At 66.9% G+C, this 16,288-nt stretch carries 19 protein-coding genes and 1 pseudogene; 13 read left to right on the forward strand and 7 right to left on the reverse strand.

Annotated features, from left to right (window positions below):
• A pseudogene (locus tag P9A17_RS11085) lies at positions 1 to 117 on the forward strand (hypothetical protein); the annotation flags it as partial.
• 27 nt (positions 118 to 144) lie between these two features.
• On the opposite strand, the gene P9A17_RS11090 reads toward P9A17_RS11085, so the two are convergent.
• A complete protein-coding gene (locus tag P9A17_RS11090) occupies positions 145 to 1,404 on the reverse strand; it encodes an ammonium transporter (protein WP_278038701.1) in 1,260 nt (419 codons plus the stop codon).
• Between the two features lie 147 nt (positions 1,405 to 1,551).
• On the opposite strand from P9A17_RS11090, the gene P9A17_RS11095 reads away from it, so the two are divergent.
• A complete protein-coding gene (locus P9A17_RS11095) occupies positions 1,552 to 2,535 on the forward strand; it encodes a linear amide C-N hydrolase (protein WP_278038702.1) in 984 nt (327 codons plus the stop codon).
• Between the two features lie 11 nt (positions 2,536 to 2,546).
• On the opposite strand, the gene P9A17_RS11100 is transcribed toward P9A17_RS11095, so the two are convergent.
• Together P9A17_RS11100 and P9A17_RS11105 are read right to left on the reverse strand one after the other, a co-directional pair.
• Positions 2,547 to 3,407 (reverse strand): DUF559 domain-containing protein, encoded by an 861-nt coding sequence (locus P9A17_RS11100; protein ID WP_278038703.1) that lies wholly within the window; start codon positions 3,405 to 3,407, stop codon positions 2,547 to 2,549.
• A gap of 99 nt (positions 3,408 to 3,506) precedes the next feature.
• Positions 3,507 to 4,088 (reverse strand): nitroreductase family protein, encoded by a 582-nt coding sequence (locus P9A17_RS11105; RefSeq protein ID WP_278038704.1) that lies wholly within the window; start codon positions 4,086 to 4,088, stop codon positions 3,507 to 3,509.
• Positions 4,089 to 4,172: 84 nt separating this feature from the next.
• Between P9A17_RS11105 and P9A17_RS11110 the strand changes: the two genes are divergently transcribed.
• The 5 genes from P9A17_RS11110 to P9A17_RS11130 all read left to right on the forward strand — a co-directional run bounded on the left by P9A17_RS11110 (position 4,173) and on the right by P9A17_RS11130 (position 9,643).
• On the forward strand, positions 4,173 to 5,438 hold the full coding sequence (locus P9A17_RS11110) for an aspartate kinase (protein WP_278038705.1): 1,266 nt from the start codon (positions 4,173 to 4,175) through the stop codon (positions 5,436 to 5,438).
• Positions 5,435 to 6,472 carry an aspartate-semialdehyde dehydrogenase gene (locus P9A17_RS11115; RefSeq protein WP_278039809.1) on the forward strand — a complete coding sequence of 346 codons (1,038 nt, stop codon included), beginning with the start codon at positions 5,435 to 5,437 and terminating at the stop codon, positions 6,470 to 6,472. The genes P9A17_RS11110 and P9A17_RS11115 overlap by 4 nt, the downstream gene beginning before the upstream one ends.
• Before the next feature lie 94 nt (positions 6,473 to 6,566).
• Positions 6,567 to 7,583 (forward strand): DUF4185 domain-containing protein, encoded by a 1,017-nt coding sequence (locus tag P9A17_RS11120; protein ID WP_278039810.1) that lies wholly within the window; start codon positions 6,567 to 6,569, stop codon positions 7,581 to 7,583.
• Positions 7,584 to 7,657: 74 nt separating this feature from the next.
• Entirely contained in the window at positions 7,658 to 8,110 is a 453-nt protein-coding gene (locus P9A17_RS11125; RefSeq protein ID WP_278038706.1) for a hypothetical protein, read from the forward strand.
• Between the two features lie 87 nt (positions 8,111 to 8,197).
• On the forward strand, positions 8,198 to 9,643 hold the full coding sequence (locus tag P9A17_RS11130; RefSeq protein WP_278038707.1) for a catalase: 1,446 nt from the start codon (positions 8,198 to 8,200) through the stop codon (positions 9,641 to 9,643).
• On the opposite strand, the gene rpsR is transcribed toward P9A17_RS11130, so the two are convergent.
• Genes rpsR through rpmB form a run of 4 tightly spaced genes read right to left on the reverse strand, consistent with a single transcriptional unit; the run spans position 9,640 to position 10,593 of the window.
• Positions 9,640 to 9,894 carry a 30S ribosomal protein S18 gene (gene rpsR, locus P9A17_RS11135; RefSeq protein ID WP_278039811.1) on the reverse strand — a complete coding sequence of 85 codons (255 nt, stop codon included), beginning with the start codon at positions 9,892 to 9,894 and terminating at the stop codon, positions 9,640 to 9,642. The two genes, P9A17_RS11130 and rpsR, sit on opposite strands and share 4 nt — an antisense overlap.
• Positions 9,888 to 10,193 (reverse strand): 30S ribosomal protein S14, encoded by a 306-nt coding sequence (gene rpsN / locus P9A17_RS11140; RefSeq protein WP_278038708.1) that lies wholly within the window; start codon positions 10,191 to 10,193, stop codon positions 9,888 to 9,890. Before rpsN ends, rpsR begins: the two co-directional genes overlap by 7 nt.
• On the reverse strand, positions 10,193 to 10,357 hold the full coding sequence (gene rpmG, locus P9A17_RS11145) for a 50S ribosomal protein L33 (protein WP_278038709.1): 165 nt from the start codon (positions 10,355 to 10,357) through the stop codon (positions 10,193 to 10,195). Before rpmG ends, rpsN begins: the two co-directional genes overlap by 1 nt.
• Positions 10,357 to 10,593 carry a 50S ribosomal protein L28 gene (rpmB, locus tag P9A17_RS11150; protein WP_278038710.1) on the reverse strand — a complete coding sequence of 79 codons (237 nt, stop codon included), beginning with the start codon at positions 10,591 to 10,593 and terminating at the stop codon, positions 10,357 to 10,359. The genes rpmG and rpmB overlap by 1 nt, the downstream gene beginning before the upstream one ends.
• A gap of 107 nt (positions 10,594 to 10,700) precedes the next feature.
• On the opposite strand from rpmB, the gene P9A17_RS11155 reads away from it, so the two are divergent.
• The 6 genes from P9A17_RS11155 to egtC all read left to right on the forward strand — a co-directional run bounded on the left by P9A17_RS11155 (position 10,701) and on the right by egtC (position 16,288).
• Entirely contained in the window at positions 10,701 to 11,810 is a 1,110-nt protein-coding gene (locus P9A17_RS11155) for a GTP-binding protein (RefSeq protein WP_278038711.1), read from the forward strand.
• 8 nt (positions 11,811 to 11,818) lie between these two features.
• Positions 11,819 to 12,250 carry an organic hydroperoxide resistance protein gene (locus tag P9A17_RS11160; RefSeq protein ID WP_278038712.1) on the forward strand — a complete coding sequence of 144 codons (432 nt, stop codon included), beginning with the start codon at positions 11,819 to 11,821 and terminating at the stop codon, positions 12,248 to 12,250.
• A gap of 56 nt (positions 12,251 to 12,306) precedes the next feature.
• The gene (locus P9A17_RS11165; protein ID WP_278039812.1) at positions 12,307 to 12,924 is read left to right on the forward strand and encodes a sensor domain-containing protein; all 618 of its coding nucleotides are present in this window, start codon (positions 12,307 to 12,309) and stop codon (positions 12,922 to 12,924) included.
• A gap of 111 nt (positions 12,925 to 13,035) precedes the next feature.
• Positions 13,036 to 14,310 carry an ergothioneine biosynthesis glutamate--cysteine ligase EgtA gene (gene egtA / locus P9A17_RS11170; protein WP_278039813.1) on the forward strand — a complete coding sequence of 425 codons (1,275 nt, stop codon included), beginning with the start codon at positions 13,036 to 13,038 and terminating at the stop codon, positions 14,308 to 14,310.
• On the forward strand, positions 14,307 to 15,596 hold the full coding sequence (gene egtB, locus P9A17_RS11175) for an ergothioneine biosynthesis protein EgtB (RefSeq protein ID WP_278038713.1): 1,290 nt from the start codon (positions 14,307 to 14,309) through the stop codon (positions 15,594 to 15,596). Before egtA ends, egtB begins: the two co-directional genes overlap by 4 nt.
• Positions 15,597 to 15,598: 2 nt before the next feature.
• Positions 15,599 to 16,288, forward strand: a complete 690-nt coding sequence (gene egtC, locus P9A17_RS11180) for an ergothioneine biosynthesis protein EgtC (protein WP_278038714.1) — start codon at positions 15,599 to 15,601, stop codon at positions 16,286 to 16,288.

Consider the following 16,288-nt stretch of genomic DNA (forward strand, 5'->3'; position numbering starts at 1 on the left):
CCGATCAACGCGCTGCAGGCGCTGATGGACGGGTATGACGTCGTGACCGTCGAGCAGGCGATCGGCGACGCCGACATCGTCATCACGTCGACCGGCAACAAGGACATCATCACCCTCGGAACTCCCGCGGCGGCCGGCTGTCGATCAGGAAGCGGTGAACTCGTACGACGCCTCGCGGTGGAACGACGCGTCGATGCCCTTCTCCTCTTCGTCGGGCGAAATGCGGATTCCTACAGTCTTTTTCAGGACAAAGGCGATGGCAAACGCGACCACGAACGAGTACGCCATGACGGCGAACGCGGCCACCGCCTGCTTCCACAGCTGCTCGATGCCGCCGCCGTAGAACAGGCCGTTGGTGGCGTTCGGCATGGTCTCGCTGGCGAACAGGCCGATCAGCAGGGTGCCGATGACACCGCCGACGAGGTGGACGCCGACGACGTCGAGGGAGTCGTCGTAGCCGAACTTCTCCTTCAAGCTCACCGCGTACACGCAGATCGCGCCGGCGATGGCCCCGACGAAGATCGCGCCGATAGGAGTGACCGCGCCGCAGGCAGGGGTGATGGCGACCAGGCCGGTGATCGCGCCCGAAGCTGCGCCGACGCCCGTCACGTGGCCGTCCTTGATCTTTTCGACGGCGAGCCAGGCCAGCGTGGCCGCGCAGGTCGCGACGAAGGTGGTGACCATGACGATGGCAGCCGAGTTACCGGCAGCCAGCGCGGAGCCGCCGTTGAACGCGTACCACCCGGCCCACAGCAGGCCGGCACCGAGCAGGGTCAGCGGAACGTTGTGCGGTTTGCGTGAACCGAACATCGCGGACTTGCCGAGCACGATCGCCACCGCGAGTGCGGCCGCGCCCGCGTTGATGTGCACCGCGGTGCCGCCGGCGAAGTCGATCGCCTTGAGTTGGTTAGCGATCCAACCGCCGACCGAATTCTCGGTGACCACCCCGTCGAAGGCGAAAACCCAATGGGCGACTGGGAAGTAGACCAGCACCGCCCACAGCGTGGCAAACCCCATCCACGCGCCGAACTTCATGCGGTCGGCCACCGCGCCCGAGATCAGCGCAACGGTGATCGCGGCGAACAGTGCCTGGAAGATGGAGAACAAACTGATCGGCAGGCCCGAGATCGTCGTCTGCGATTCCAGGAGATCCTTCATGCCCGCGAATTCGGTGAAACTGCCGACGAACCCGCCGTAACTCGTGCCGAACACCATCGAGAATCCGAACAGCACCCACAGGACGCCGACGACCGCGACCGCGCCGAACGTCATCATCATCATGTTGGTCGAGCTCTTCACCGAGACCATGCCGCCGTAGAACAGCGCAAGGCCGGGAATCATCAGGGTCAGCCCGATGATGCAACACAGCATGAAGGCCGTGGTGCCGGTGTCAACTGGGTCCATTCGTTCTCCTGCAGGTGGTGCGGCTCCGAGGCGGAGCCGTTCACCCGACAGTTACTGCCGCGTCTGTTACGCAGACCATCCCGCAGTGTTGCGTCTACGTAACGAGCTTCTGTAAGAACGCTGTGTGCAGGCACTACGGTGAACTGCATGTGCACACGCGTCGTTTACCTCGGCACCGGCGAACGGATCGTCACGGGGCGGTCGATGGACTGGGTGGTCGAGATCGGCACCAATCTGTGGGTGCTGCCGCGGGGCGTGGCACGTACCGGTCAGGCGGGCCCCGGGTCGATGGAGTGGACGTCGAAGTACGGCAGCGTCGTCGCGACGGGCTATGACATCTCGACCACCGACGGTCTCAACGAGGCCGGCCTGGGCGCCAATCTGTTGTGGCTCGCGGAGTCCCAGTATCCGCCCGGCAACGGAGAAGCCCCTGCGTTGTCGATCGCGCTGTGGGCGCAGTACATCCTCGACAACTTCGCGACGGTCGACGAAGCCGTCGGGGCGCTGACGGCGACTCCGGTGAACGTCGTGACGGCCGAGGTCCCGGGGCAGGAACGCATGGCGACTGTGCATCTGGCCCTGTCGGATGCCACCGGCGACAGCGCGATCATCGAGTACATCGACGGCCGGCAGGTCATCCACCACGGCCGCGACTACCAGGTGATGACGAACTCGCCGACCTTCGACAAGCAACTCGCGATCACCGAATACTGGAACCAGATCGGCGGCACCGTGATGCTGCCCGGAACCAACCGCGCCGCAGACCGATTCGTCCGCGCATCGTTCTACATCGACGCCGTCCCGAAAACCGCTGATCCACTGGAGGCCGTCGCCGTGACGCTCGGCGTCGTCCGCAACGCGTCGGTGCCCTACGGCATCACCACGCCCGGCGAACCCAACATATCGTCGACGCGCTGGCGCACCGCGATCGACCACACCGCGCGGCGGTACTTCTTCGAATCGGCCTTGTCTCCGAGCACATTCTGGGTTGACCTGGCGAACCTGGACCTCGGCGACGGTGCCCCGACGCTGAAGCTCGATCTGGGCGAGGGGCAGAAGACCGTCTACACGGGCGAGACGAGCGGCCAGTTCGAGAAGGCGGATCCGTTCACGTTTCTGGGCATCACTTAGCCGTCCGGAGTTCACGGGCCGGGCCAACCGCGCAGCCGCAATGCGCGGTCGACGCGCCGCCAGATGTTGTCGGGCTCGCGTCGCAGATGACGTGCGCTGACTCGGACGATTGTCCACCCTCGCTCTGCAAGGAACTCCAGACGGGTGATGTCGTCGGCGTGATTGGCCGAGTCGGTCCAGTGCTGCTCGCCGTCGTATTCGACTCCGACTCGGTATGCGGGCCAACCCATGTCGATACGCCGGATGACCCTTCCCGCCGCGTTTCTGACCGGGATCTGAGTCTGCGGCTTGGGCGCCCCGCTTCGAACGAGCAGCAGGCGCACGCGTGTCTCCTGCGGTGACTCCGCCCCGCCGTCGACCAACTCCAGGACTTCCCGTAGACGACGGATTCCCCGTGCACCGGGGTGGCGCGCGAGGACCTTGCTGACTTCCGCGATCGGGCAGCGGGTGGCATTGAGGAGCGCATCGATACGAATGATCGCTTCGTCCCCGGGGATTCGCCGGCCCATATCGAGGGCGGTGCGCGCCGCGGTCGTGCAGTCGATGCTCTGCACCAGGCAGACCTCGTCGTCGAGAAGCTTCTCCCGGTGGACCACGATTCCCTGGGCAGCGCCGCAGCGGACACGGGTGAGTTCAGCGGGGGCGTCAGGCGGAATCCACCGCGCACCGTGCATCGCCGCAGCCGACAGTCCCGCCAGCGTGGCCGACCGTCGCGACCACAGCCACGCTGCGTAGGCCCGGTCCTGAGCAGTCAGCGTGAGCCCGACCGGTGCGTAGACGTTGTGGTGCACCTTGACGAATCGGCGCCGAAGGTCCTGGCGGGTCAGCTCTCCGGCGGTGAGTGCCTCGGAGGCAACGACGATTTCGCGCACATAACGTTAGGCGCACCGAAATGCCGAACGGTTCCGCGAGTGCACGGTTTCTGATGAAAATCAGCCAAAATGCGTCAGAAACCGTGCATTCACGGCGGCTCAAGCCCAGTTGAGCACGATCTGTTCCAGTGGCAGGCGCTCGCGCGGACGGGAGTCGCGCTCCGCGATCTCGGGCGGCACGTCGGCGTAGTCGCCGAGCCGCCCCGTGGCGATCATCACCAGCGGGTGCAGGGTCGCGGGGAGACCGAACGCCTCGGCCGCCGCCGGCACGTCGAATCCGGCCATCGGGTGGGCGATCAGGCCGCGGGATACGGCCTCGATGATCAGACTGTTCATCGCCGCGCCCGCGTCGACCGACGAGTACAGCTTCGTCTTGTCGTCCTCGCCTTCGTCAGCGCACAGCAGGATCAGTGCGCTGGCCGCCTTGGCGTAACTGTTACCGCGTCTGAGCAGGCCCGACAGGGCCTCGAAGGTGTCGTCACCGCGAAGCCCCACGATGAAGCGGACCGGCTGGCGCTGTCCCCAGGTCGGTGCCCAGCGTGCCGCCTCCAGCAAGGCGGCCAGGTCTTCGCGGGGGAGTTCGGCCGTGGGGTCGAATGCGCGGGGACTCCACCGGGCGGCGATGGGGGGATGGATGGGGACCGACGTGTCGGCCAACCGCCCGGTCGGTGCGTCAGGCATTCCACGACGCTACCGGCGGGAAAATCACATGCGCGCAGCCTTTATCCTTTATGGGATCTCCCCAACACCCGGAAAGGCTGTTCAGTGGCGCTCGTCGTACAGAAATACGGCGGATCCTCGGTGTCCGACGCCGAGCGCATCCGTCGTGTGGCCGAGCGCATCGTCGAGACGAAGAAGGCGGGCAACGACGTCGTCGTGGTCGTCTCGGCGATGGGCGATACCACCGACGAACTGCTTGACCTGGCGAAACAGGTGTCTCCGGCCCCGCCGGTCCGCGAGCTCGACATGCTTCTGACGGCGGGCGAGCGCATTTCCAATGCACTGGTCGCGATGGCGATCGAGTCGCTCGGCGCCCAGGCGCGGTCCTTCACCGGATCGCAGGCCGGCGTCGTCACCACCGGCACGCACGGCAACGCCAAGATCATCGATGTCACCCCCACCCGGCTGCGCTCGGCGCTCGACGAGGGCCAGATCGTTCTCGTCGCGGGCTTTCAGGGTGTCAGCCAGGACACCAAGGACGTCACCACACTGGGCCGGGGCGGCTCCGACACCACCGCCGTCGCGGTGGCCGCTGCGCTCAACGCCGACGTGTGCGAGATCTACACCGATGTCGACGGCATCTTCACCGCTGATCCGCGCATCGTGCCGAACGCTCAGAAGCTCGACACCGTCTCCTTCGAGGAGATGCTGGAGATGGCCGCCGCCGGCGCGAAGGTGCTCATGCTCCGCTGCGTCGAATACGCACGCCGTTTCGACCTGCCCATCCACGTCCGGTCGTCGTACTCCGACAAGCCGGGCACCATCGTCAAAGGATCGATCGAGGACATCCCTATGGAAGACGCCATCCTCACCGGAGTTGCCCACGACCGCGGCGAGGCGAAGGTGACCGTCGTCGGCCTTCCCGACGTCCCCGGGTACGCCGCGCAGGTATTCCGCGCGTGCGCCGACGCCGACGTCAACATCGACATGGTGCTGCAGAACATCTCGAAGGTCGAAGACGGCAAGACCGACATCACGTTCACATGCTCGCGCGAGAGCGGGCCCGGCGCCGTCGAGAAGCTGACCTCGCTGCAGGACGAAATCGGTTTCACCCGTGTGCTTTACGACGACCACATTGGCAAGGTGTCGCTGATCGGCGCCGGTATGCGCTCGCACCCCGGTGTGACGGCGACATTCTGTGAAGCGTTGGCGCAGGCGGGCATCAACATCGATCTGATCTCGACCTCGGAGATCCGGATCTCGGTACTGATCAAGGACACCGAGCTCGACGGCGCCGTCGCGGCACTACACGAGGCCTTCGGGCTGGGCGGCGACGAGGAAGCTGTCGTCTACGCGGGGACGGGACGCTGATGGTCAGGATCGGTGTCGTCGGCGCGACCGGGCAGGTCGGCCAGGTCATGCGAAACCTGTTGGCGGAGAGAGACTTTCCCGCCACCGAGGTCCGGTTCTTCGCCTCGGCGCGCTCGGCGGGCAAGAAGCTGGAGTTCCGCGGCCAGGAGATCGAGGTCGAGGACTCCGAGACCGCCGATCCGTCCGGTCTCGACATCGCCCTGTTCTCGGCGGGTGCGACGATGTCGCGGGTGCAGGCACCGCGGTTCGCGGCCGCAGGCGCTGTGGTCGTCGACAACTCATCGGCGTGGCGCAAGGACCCCGACGTTCCACTCGTCGTCTCCGAAGTCAACTTCGCGCGCGACGCCGGCACGAGACCGAAAGGCATCATCGCCAACCCGAACTGCACCACGATGGCTGCTATGCCGGTGCTCAAGCCGCTGCACGACGAGGCGGGCCTGACACGGCTGATCGTGTCGAGCTACCAAGCGGTTTCGGGAAGCGGGCTGGCCGGCGTCGAAGAGCTGGCGACACAGGCGCGTGCCGTCATCGACGGGGTCGAGCAGCTGGTGCACGACGGCTCCGCGCTGGCCTACCCGGCGCCGAACAAGTACGTCGCACCGATCGCGTTCAACGTCGTCCCGCTCGCCGGGGCACTGGTCGACGACGGCTCCGGTGAGACCGACGAAGACCAGAAGCTGCGCAACGAAAGCCGCAAGATCCTCGGCATCCCCGACCTGCTGGTGTCGGGCACCTGCGTGCGGGTGCCGGTGTTCACCGGACACTCACTGTCGATCAATGCCGAGTTCTCGCAGCCGTTGTCGGTGGCGCGGGCCACCGAGATCCTCGGCAGCGCACCGGGTGTGACGCTGACCGACGTGCCGACGCCGCTGGCGGCCGCGGGCGCTGACGACTCACTCGTCGGTCGAATCCGGCAGGACCCCGGCGCGCCCGAGGGTCGCGGCCTCGCACTGTTCGTCTCCGGCGACAACCTGCGTAAGGGCGCGGCGCTCAACACCATTCAGATCGCTGAACTGCTGGCCGCCGAGCTCTAGCATCCTCTTGCGCCGGAACTGCATTCCCGCAGGCCTGCTCTCGGCCTTTCTCTGCTGGAATGCAATTCCGGCGGCGCTGGCCACCCCGGTGCCGATGCCGCCGCTGATGCCGGGGCAGGTGTTCCGGTTGGCGGCCGCGGCCGGGACAGGAACGGCGACAGCCGATTACGGCATCGGTGCGACCGACCTGTGCGAGTTCATGGAGTTCCCCAGCGGGACCCTGCAGGTGTGCGGCGACAGCTTCGCCGGCCAGGCCGTGGGCTTCGGTGGTTGGTACTCACCGATCGCGTTGCACGTGGTTGGCGACTCGCTGGAAGATCCGGCAGGTGTGCGCTACGACGGGGTGACCGGCGTGGACACGCCGCTGCTGGCCGAGCCGACACCGCCCGGAGAGTCGCAGCTTCCCGCGGGGATCATCGAGATCAACCGCGAGAACTGGATGATGGTCACCAACACCAAGGATCTGAGGCCCCAGTCGTCGCGGTTGGTGAAAGCCGAAGCTGGACAGGGCAACTGGGAGACAGTGCCCGGATCGAAGCGGGACGCCGGGTACGCAGGTGGCAGGCAGACGCAGATCAGCGGCTACTACGACCCGATCCCGACCGCAGACTCCGAACGCGGCTGGGTCTACATCGTGGCCAACAACTTCGACCGCAGCGGACCCGCGGTGCTCTATCGCGCGACGCCGCAGACCTTCACCGATCGCGCGGCATGGCAGGGGTGGACGGGCACAGACTGGGGAGGTGAGCCCGCGCCTCTGTGGTCCGACAAGGTCGGCGAGATGAGTGTGCGGCAGATCGACGGCATGACGATGCTGTCGTACTTCAACGCGACCAACGGGAACATGGAGATCCGCGTCGCCAACGACCCGACACAGCTCGGCACCGCGCCGATGACGACAGTGGTCGTGGCCGCGCCGTGGCCCGAGCCGGCAGAAGTCCTGCCGCCACCGCAGGACAACCGGCTCGCCCAGCCCTACGGCGGATACATCTCGCCGGGGTCGACGCCGGATGCCGTGCGGGTCTTCGTCAGCCAGTGGAACACCATGCCGCGTGGCGGCACGCCCTACCGCGTCATCCAGTACGCAGTAAACCCGATCAAGCCGTGGTGAGCTGCGGCCGGCCTCAAAGCTGATTCACAGCTGGCACCTAATCAGCGCTGTGGAAACCGGCGAATGATCGAGCCATGAACGACGTGAGGCCCGAACAGCCCGAGCAGCCCGAACTGTCAGAACCCGCGACAGGCCCCGTCCTGACACCGCCACCGGCGGCGCACACCCCTCCGCCGCCGGTGGCCCCTCAGGTTGTCTATGTGCCGCAGCCGCCCAGCAGACTGAACAAGATCGCCGTGTGGGTCGGCATCGTCGCCGGCTCGGTGTTCACCGTCGCCGTCATCTTCGGGACGGGGTTCGTCGTCGGCAAGAACGTCGGCGACGACGGCCCCCGCTTTCACCACCGCGGATCCGAGATGATGCTGCGCCCCGGCCCGGCGATGTTTCCGATGGGTCCGCCTCCCGGCGGCCTCGAGCGCGGTCCCGGCTTCGCCGGCCCGTTCGGCCCCGGCGGGCCGATGATTGAGGTCCCGCGTCCGCCCGGCCCGCCCGCCCAGGCGCCGGCGTCGCCGGCTCCACGCCCCTGACCGTTTCATTTTCGGGGGGTTAGGGGTACACCGCCCTCGAGGACGGCAGCCCCAGCCATTCGTGCTGCCCTTCGCCGAGGAGAGAGCATGTCTGAGAAGTACGCGACTACTGACGCCGGCGCACCCATCCCCAGCGTCGAGCACTCACTGACCGTTGGATCCGACGGGCCGATCCTGCTCCAGGACCACTACCTGATCGAGCAGATGGCCAACTTCAACCGCGAGCGCATTCCCGAGCGCCAGCCGCACGCCAAGGGCGGCGGCGCGTTCGGGCAGTTCGAGGTGACGCACGACCTGAGCGCGTACACGAAGGCCGCGTTCCTGCAGCCGGGCGCCAAAACCGAAATGGTGGCCCGGTTTTCGACGGTGGCCGGTGAGCGGGGCAGCCCGGACACCTGGCGTGACCCGCGCGGGTTCTCGCTGAAGTTCTACACGCCCGAAGGCAACTTCGACATGGTCGGCAACAACACACCCGTGTTCTTCATCCGCGATCCGATGAAGTTCCAGAACTTCATCCGCAGCCAGAAGCGCATGGCCGCCAACAACCTTCGCGATCACCACATGCAGTGGGACTTCTGGACGCTGTCGCCGGAGTCCGCGCATCAGGTGACCTGGCTGATGGGTGATCGCGGCATTCCGAAGACGTGGCGACACATGAACGGCTACTCCAGCCACACCTACAGCTGGCTCAACGACAAAGACGAGCTGTTCTGGGTCAAGTACCACTTCAAGACCGACCAGGGCATCGAATTCCTCACCCAGGACGAGGGCGACAAACTGGCGGGTGAGGACGGCGACTACCACCAGCGCGACCTGTTCAACTCCATCGAGGACGGCAACTTCCCGAGCTGGACGCTGCACGTGCAAATCATGCCGTTCGAGGACGCGAAGACATACCGCTATAACCCCTTCGACCTGACGAAGGTGTGGCCGCATAGCGATTACCCGCTCCACGAGGTCGGCAAGATGACGCTGAACCGCAACGTCGTCGACTATCACGCGCAGATGGAGCAGGCAGCGTTCGAGCCGAACAACGTTGTGCCGGGAACCGGCCTGAGCCCGGACAAGATGCTGCTCGCCCGCGGCTTCTCGTATGCCGACGCGCACCGCGCGCGACTCGGCGTGAACTACAAGCAGATTCCCGTCAACGAGCCGCACACCGAGGTTCGGGCGTACTCGAAGGACGGCGCGATGCGGATCCGCAATGCGACCGACCCGGTGTACACGCCGAACTCGATGGGTGGGCCTGAGGCCGACCCCAAGCGCGCGTCCGAGGTGCACTGGGCGTCCGACGGCGACATGGTCCGCTCGGCGTATGCACTACGCCAGGACGACGACGATTTCGGTCAGGCCGGCACGCTGGTCCGAGAGGTTCTCGACGATGAAGCGAGGGATCGGTTGGTGAACAACATCGTCGGGCACGTCTTGGACGGTGTGAAGGAGCCGGTGCTCTCACGGGTGTTCGAGTATTGGCGCAACATCGACCCCGACCTGGGGAAGAAGGTCGAGGAAGGCGTGCGGGCGGGCGGCTAACGGCCCGAAGGGCTTTGACCTGGGTACGGCAGCAGCGCCATCTCACGAGCGTTCTTGATCGCCGTCGTGACTTGGCGCTGTTGCTGGACCGTCAACCCCGTGACCGCGCGCGAGCGGATCTTGCCGCGGTCGGACAGGAACTGCCGCAGGGTCGACGTGTCCTTGTAGTCGACGCGCTCCAATCCCAAGGTGGCTAACAGGTTCCGGCGTTTCTTCGCGGGTGCCACTTCGCGGCGGGTGCGCTTCACCAGCTCGACTTCCGGACGCCGGGCAGCTGGCCTTCGTGCGCGAGTTCACGCATGCGCACACGAGACAACCCGAACTTGCGCAGATGGCCGCGGGGGCGGCCGTCGACCGCGTCACGGTTGCGCACCCGGACCGGGCTGGCATCGCGCGGTTGCCGATTCAGCTCGGACTGTGCCGCGACGCGCACCTCCGGCGTGGTGGACGGTGACTTGATGAGGCGTTTCAGTTCTGCCCTGCGCTCGGCGTAGCGCGCGACGATCTCGCGGCGCCGCTCGTTCTGGACGATCTTGGACTTCTTCGCCATCAGCGCTCCTCGCGGAAGTCGACGTGCTTGCGCGCAACCGGGTCGTACTTGCGCAACACGATGCGATCAGGGTCATTGCGGCGGTTCTTGCGGGTGATGTAGGTGTAGCCGGTACCAGCGGTGGACCGCAGCTTCACCAATGGGCGTATCTCGTTGCGTGCCATCAGATTTTCTGTCCCTCTCGGCGGAGTCGTGCGACGACGGACTCGATGCCGTCGCGGTCGATGATCTTGATGCCCTTGGTGCTGACGCGCAGCGTCATGCGGCGTTCCTCGGACGGTAAGTAATAGGTCTTGCGTTGGATGTTCGGGTCCCAGCGCCTGCGCGTGCGGCGATGCGAATGGGACACCGTGTTGCCGAATCCGGGTGCGCGCCCGGTGACCTGGCAGTGGGCGGACATCGCGCTCCTTCACGAACTTAATGAAAATGATTTTCGACAAGCTGACTTTCAGACTGTAGCGTCAACACCCGATTATTGAAAATCATTCCCAATTGGAGGAGAGCTCGATGCGCACGCCCGTCGTCGTCATCACCGGCCAGAGCTCCACCGACGATGTCGCCTGCGAACTTCTGGGCGGGCGAACAGCGCTGGTGGAGCACCATTTCGACGGTCATGTCGTGCATCGCATGACAACGCTGATGCAGCGGGGCGTCAAAGTGGTCGCCGACGCCGTGCTGGAGCTGACGAACTGCTGCGTGACCTGCACTGTGCGCGAAGACCTGTTGCAGCATCTACAGCATCTGCACCGCAGACCCGACGTCGACCGCATCGCGGTGCGGTTGGGGCCGTGGATGGAACCCGAGCCCGTCTGCTTCGCCATCACCCACTCGACCGCCGCGCGCGACGTGACGATCGCCGCGGTGGTCACGGCTCTCGACACCGCCACATGGCTCGGCGAGGCCCTCGGGGAGGACGTGCTCGACGACGGGCGCACCGTCGCTCAGGTCGTCGTCGCGCAGGTCGAGTTCGCCGACGTCGTCGTCCTCACCCGACCGCACCCGCAGACGCTGGCGGTCACGCGCAGGCTCGCGCCGCGGGCGCGGGTGACCGTCGGGACGGAAAGGCTCGCACTGGCTCTGGCGAATTTGGAGGTCGATGCCCGGCGGGGACGCAGCGACGACCTGCACGGCTCCCTGCTCGCAGGTCAGCCGCCGCTGGACTCCGCGGGCCCGGTCCGGCTCTTCGAGTTTGCGGCCAGCCGGCCGTTCCACCCGCGGCGGTTGTACACCGCTGTCGACGCACTGCTCGACGGCGTGATCCGCAGCCGTGGCCGCCTGTGGCTGGCCAACCAGCCCGACCGCGCGATGTGGCTGGAATCCGCAGGTGGGGGACTGCGCGTCGCACAGGCGGGAAAGTGGTTGGCCGCCATGTCTTCTCGTGAGGTCGCCTACGTCGGCCCGGAACGGCGCGCGATGGCCGATTTGATGTGGGAAACCCGCCACGGCGACAGGCACACGTCGATGACGGTGCTCGCCTGCGGGGCCGACCCCGAGGCGGTCACCGAGGAGTTGCGCAACGCGCTGCTCACCGATGACGAGATGGAGCGTCCCCAGGACTGGCGTCGCTTCGACGACCCCTTCGGTGACTGGCATGCCGACGAGGCCCGGCTGGCATGATCGGATGAATGAGCATCGAAGTCGTTTACACCGCAGAGTCGACCGCGACCGGAGGTGGTCGCGACGGCCATGTGAAGTCCACTGACGGCAAGATCGACCTCGACACGCGCCCACCCAAGGAGATGGGTGGCAGCGGTGAGGGAGTCAACCCTGAACTGCTGTTCTCGGCCGGCTACGCCGCCTGCTTCCTCGGCGCACTCCGGCTCGTGGCGAAGAACGAGAAAATCAGCCTGGACGATGCGAGCGGCATCACGGCCCAGGTCGGTTTCGGAAAAGACTCCGAGGGTGGCTTCGGACTGACGGCCGAGCTGATCGGCTATCTGCCCGGCCTGGAGCAGGGTGTGGCCGACGACCTGATGGAGAAGGCGCACGGGGTCTGCCCGTACTCGAAGGCCACCCGCGGCAACATCGAGGTCAAGCTCAGGGCCAAAGTCTTGTGAGCAGGCCCCGTCTTGTGAGCCGGCACAGTCTTGTGAGCAAGTTTCTCGCCCTCGGCATGGCCGTCGGCGCGGCACTCGCACTGGCGGCTCCGGTTGCCGCGCGCCCGTCGGATCCCGGCGTCGTCAACTACGCCGTCCTCAACAAGGGGTCCGTCGGCAACATCGTGGGCGCCCGGTTGGGATTCGAGTCGGCGTTCAGCGCGCCGTTCCAGGCGTTCCGGGTCGACAACCCGGCGTGCAACAACTGGGCAGACATCGGCCTGCCCGACGTCTACAACGACCCCGACCTCGCGTCGTTCAGCGGTGCTGTGGCGCAGGAGTCGCCGAGCGACATGACGCATTTCGTGAAGCAGACGGTCGGGGTGTTCGCCACCACCGACGCCGCCAACCGCGCGTTCTACCGGCTCGTCGACCGCACCGTCGGGTGCAACGGCCAGACCACGGCCATGCATCTGGACAACTTCATCACGCAGGTGTGGACGTTCACCGGCGGGCCGACGTCGGCAACCGACGCGAACTGGGTCAAGCAGGAAGCCGGCACCGACCGGCGCTGCTTCGTCACGACGCGCCTGCGGGAAAACGTTCTGCTGCAGGCGAAAGTGTGTCAGTCCGGCAACGGCGGCCCCGCCGTAAACGTGCTCGCCGGTGCGATGCAGAACACGTTGGGGCAATGACGGGGATCCAACGTCACAGGGATGTCCCTGACTAAAACGGGGGACTTTGTCGGTCGGCTCTGCAAGATGGGTACAGACGAGAGCGTTCGGTCCACACCCGAGGGGGCGGCGATGGCGCACACCATGGCATCCGATGGTGCCGTTGAACACTGTCGCGCGCCGCTGAGCAGCGCAGAAGCCGCCGCGCAACACATTGCCGACGCATGTCTGAAGGACGGTCCCGTCGGACCGGTGGGGCTGGAGATCGAGGCCCACTGCTACGACATGAGTGATCCGTCCCGGCGGCCGGGCTGGACCGAGCTCACCGAGACAATCGCCGGCCTGCCGGCGCTGCCCGGCGGCAGCCTCGTCACGGTGGAGCCGGGCGGCGCGGTCGAGCTGTCTGGCCCGCCGATGGCCGACACGGTCAGCGCGATTTCGGCGATGGCGTCGGACCGCGCGCTGTTGCGGGGGGCGTTCGCCCAGGCCGGCCTCGGTTTGGTCCTTCTCGGTGCCGATCCGTTGCGGCCGGCGGAGCGGGTCAACCCGGGCGCGCGGTACGCGGCGATGGAACGGTTCTTCCGGGACAGCGGCACCGGTGAGGCCGGCGGGGCGATGATGACGTCGACGGCGTCGGTTCAGGTCAATCTCGAAGCCGGTCCGCAGTCGGCGTGGGCGGAGCGGGTGCGGCTCGCGCACGCGCTGGGCCCCACGATGATCGCGATCACCGCGAACTCTCCCGTCCTCGGTGGCCGCTTCACCGGATGGCGGTCCACCCGCCAGCTGGTGTGGAGTCAGTTGGACTCGGCGCGCTCCGGCCCGATTCTCGGCGACACCGCCGACGACCCGGCCAGTGACTGGGCCCGGTACGCGCTGCGGGCACCCGTGATGCTCGTCCACAACCCCGACGCGACGGCGGTGACGGAGTGGGTGCCGTTCGCGGACTGGGCCGACGGGCGGGTGCTGCTGGGCGACCGCCGACCGACCATCGCCGACCTCGAATATCACCTGACGACGCTGTTTCCGCCCGTGCGGCCACGCGGCTTCCTCGAAATCCGCTATCTCGACAGCGTGCCCGATTCCCTCTGGCCCGCGGTCGTCTTCACGCTCGCCGCGCTGCTGGACGACCCGGCCGCGGCCGACATCGCCGCGGAGGCCACCGAATCAGTGGCGACGGCGTGGGATCGGGCAGCCCAGCTCGGACTCGAGGATCGCAGGCTGCACGAGGCCGCCACGCGGTGTGTGCAGGCCGCCGCCGAGCGCGTCCCGGCCGGCATCGAGGAATCGATGTCGCTGCTGATGCGTTCGGTCGAGCAGGGGCGTAGTCCAGCCGACGACTTCGCCGACCGGGTGGTGACCTACGGAATCGAGCATGCGGTCACCCAATTGGCACGAGGAGAGCTGTGACGACGCGCGAGACGCTCGCCGGTGAACTGACCAAAGCCAGGGACCGCACGCTGCGGCTCGTCGACTTCGACGATGCCGAGCTGCGACGCCAGTACGACCCGTTGATGAGCCCGCTGGTCTGGGATCTCGCGCACATCGGCCAACAGGAGGAGCTCTGGCTGCTGCGCGGCGGCGATCCAGACCGGCCCGGGCTCCTGACGCGCCAGGTCGACCAGCTCTACGACGCCTTCGTCCACTCGCGTGCCGCCCGGGTCGACCTGCCGCTGCTGCCGCCCACCGACGCCCGCAACTACTGCGCAACCGTGCGGGGCCGGGCACTCGACACCTTGGAAGCGCTACCCGACGGCCACCCCGACGCCTTCACGTATGGACTGGTGATCAGCCACGAAAACCAGCACGACGAGACGATGCTGCAGGCGCTGAGCTTGCGTACCGGTGCGCCGCTGCTCGACCGTGGCTCCGAGCTCCCGCGGGGCCGCCCCGGCTTGGCGGGCACGTCGGTGCTGGTTCCGGCCGGCGAGTTCACGCTCGGTGTCGACGCGGCGACAGAGCCGTTCTCGCTCGACAACGAGCGCCCTGCCCACACGGTTCACGTACCGGAATTCAGGATCGGGCAAGTGCCGGTCACGAACGCCGAGTGGCGACAGTTCATCGCCCACGGAGGTTACGAGCAGCCGCGCTGGTGGTCGGCCGCCGGCTGGTCTCATCGACAGAAGGCCCGCCTGACAGGGCCGCTGTTCTGGAATGGCGACGGCACACGCACCCGGTTCGGGCACGTCGAGGACATTCCGGGTGACGAACCCGTCCAGCACGTCACCTATTACGAGGCCGAGGCGTACGCGGCGTGGACGGGAGCACGGTTGCCCACCGAGGTCGAGTGGGAGAAGGCGTGCGCCTGGGATCCGGCGACGGGCAGCCGTCGCCGATACCCTTGGGGTGCAAGCGAACCTAACGCATCGGTGGCGAACTTGGGCGGCGAAGGTCTGCGGCCTGCACCCGTCGGCGCCTACCCGTCGGGCGCGTCGGCCTATGGGGTGGAGCAGATGCTCGGCGACGTATGGGAATGGACGACGTCGCCGCTGCGTCCCTGGCCCGGCTTCAGCCCGATGGTCTACAAACAGTATTCGGAGCCGTTCTTCGAAGGCACCGCATCGGGGGAGTACCGCGTGCTGCGAGGTGGTTCGTGGGCGGTGGCGTCGAGCATTCTGCGGCCCAGCTTCCGCAACTGGGACCATCCGATTCGCCGGCAGATCTTCTCCGGCGTCCGGCTGGCCTGGGACGCGTAGGCATGTGTAGGCATCTGGCGTGGCTCGGCGCCCCTGTGTCGGTGGCATCGCTGGTGCTCGATCCCCCATCGGGCCTGCTGGTGCAGTCGTATTCGCCGCGGCGGCAGAAGCATGGGCTGATGAACGCCGACGGTTGGGGCGTCGGGTTTTTCGACGACGGAGTGGCGCGGCGATGGCGCAGTGCCGCACCTCTGTGGGGTGACGCGTCGTTCGCCTCCGTCGCGCCGGCGCTGACCAGTGGGTGCGTGGTCGCCGCGGTGCGCTCGGCGACGGTCGGCATGCCGATCGAACCGTCGGCGTCCGCGCCGTTCAGCGACGGGACGTGGCTGCTGTCGCACAACGGCGTCGTCGACCGGTCTGTGCTGCCCACCTCACGCAACGCCGAATCGACCAACGACAGCGCGCTGCTGGCGGCGCTGATCTTCGACCGCGGACTCGACACTCTCGGCGAGACGATCGTCGAAGTGGCCGAGGGCGACCCGAGTGCTCGGCTGAACATCGTGGCCGCCAACGGTTCCCGGCTGCTTGCCACCACCTGGGGCGACACCTTGTCGGTGCTCAGGCGTGACGACGGCACCGTGGTGGCGAGCGAACCCTATGACGACGATCCCGCCTGGCAGGAGGTGCCCGACCGGCACCTCGTCGAGGTCGTGGACACCCGAGTGCACCTGACACCGCTGAAAGGATCGTGA

Origin of the sequence: Mycobacterium sp. 236(2023), assembly GCF_029623955.1 — a bacterium.
Lineage (GTDB): Bacteria > Actinomycetota > Actinomycetes > Mycobacteriales > Mycobacteriaceae > Mycobacterium.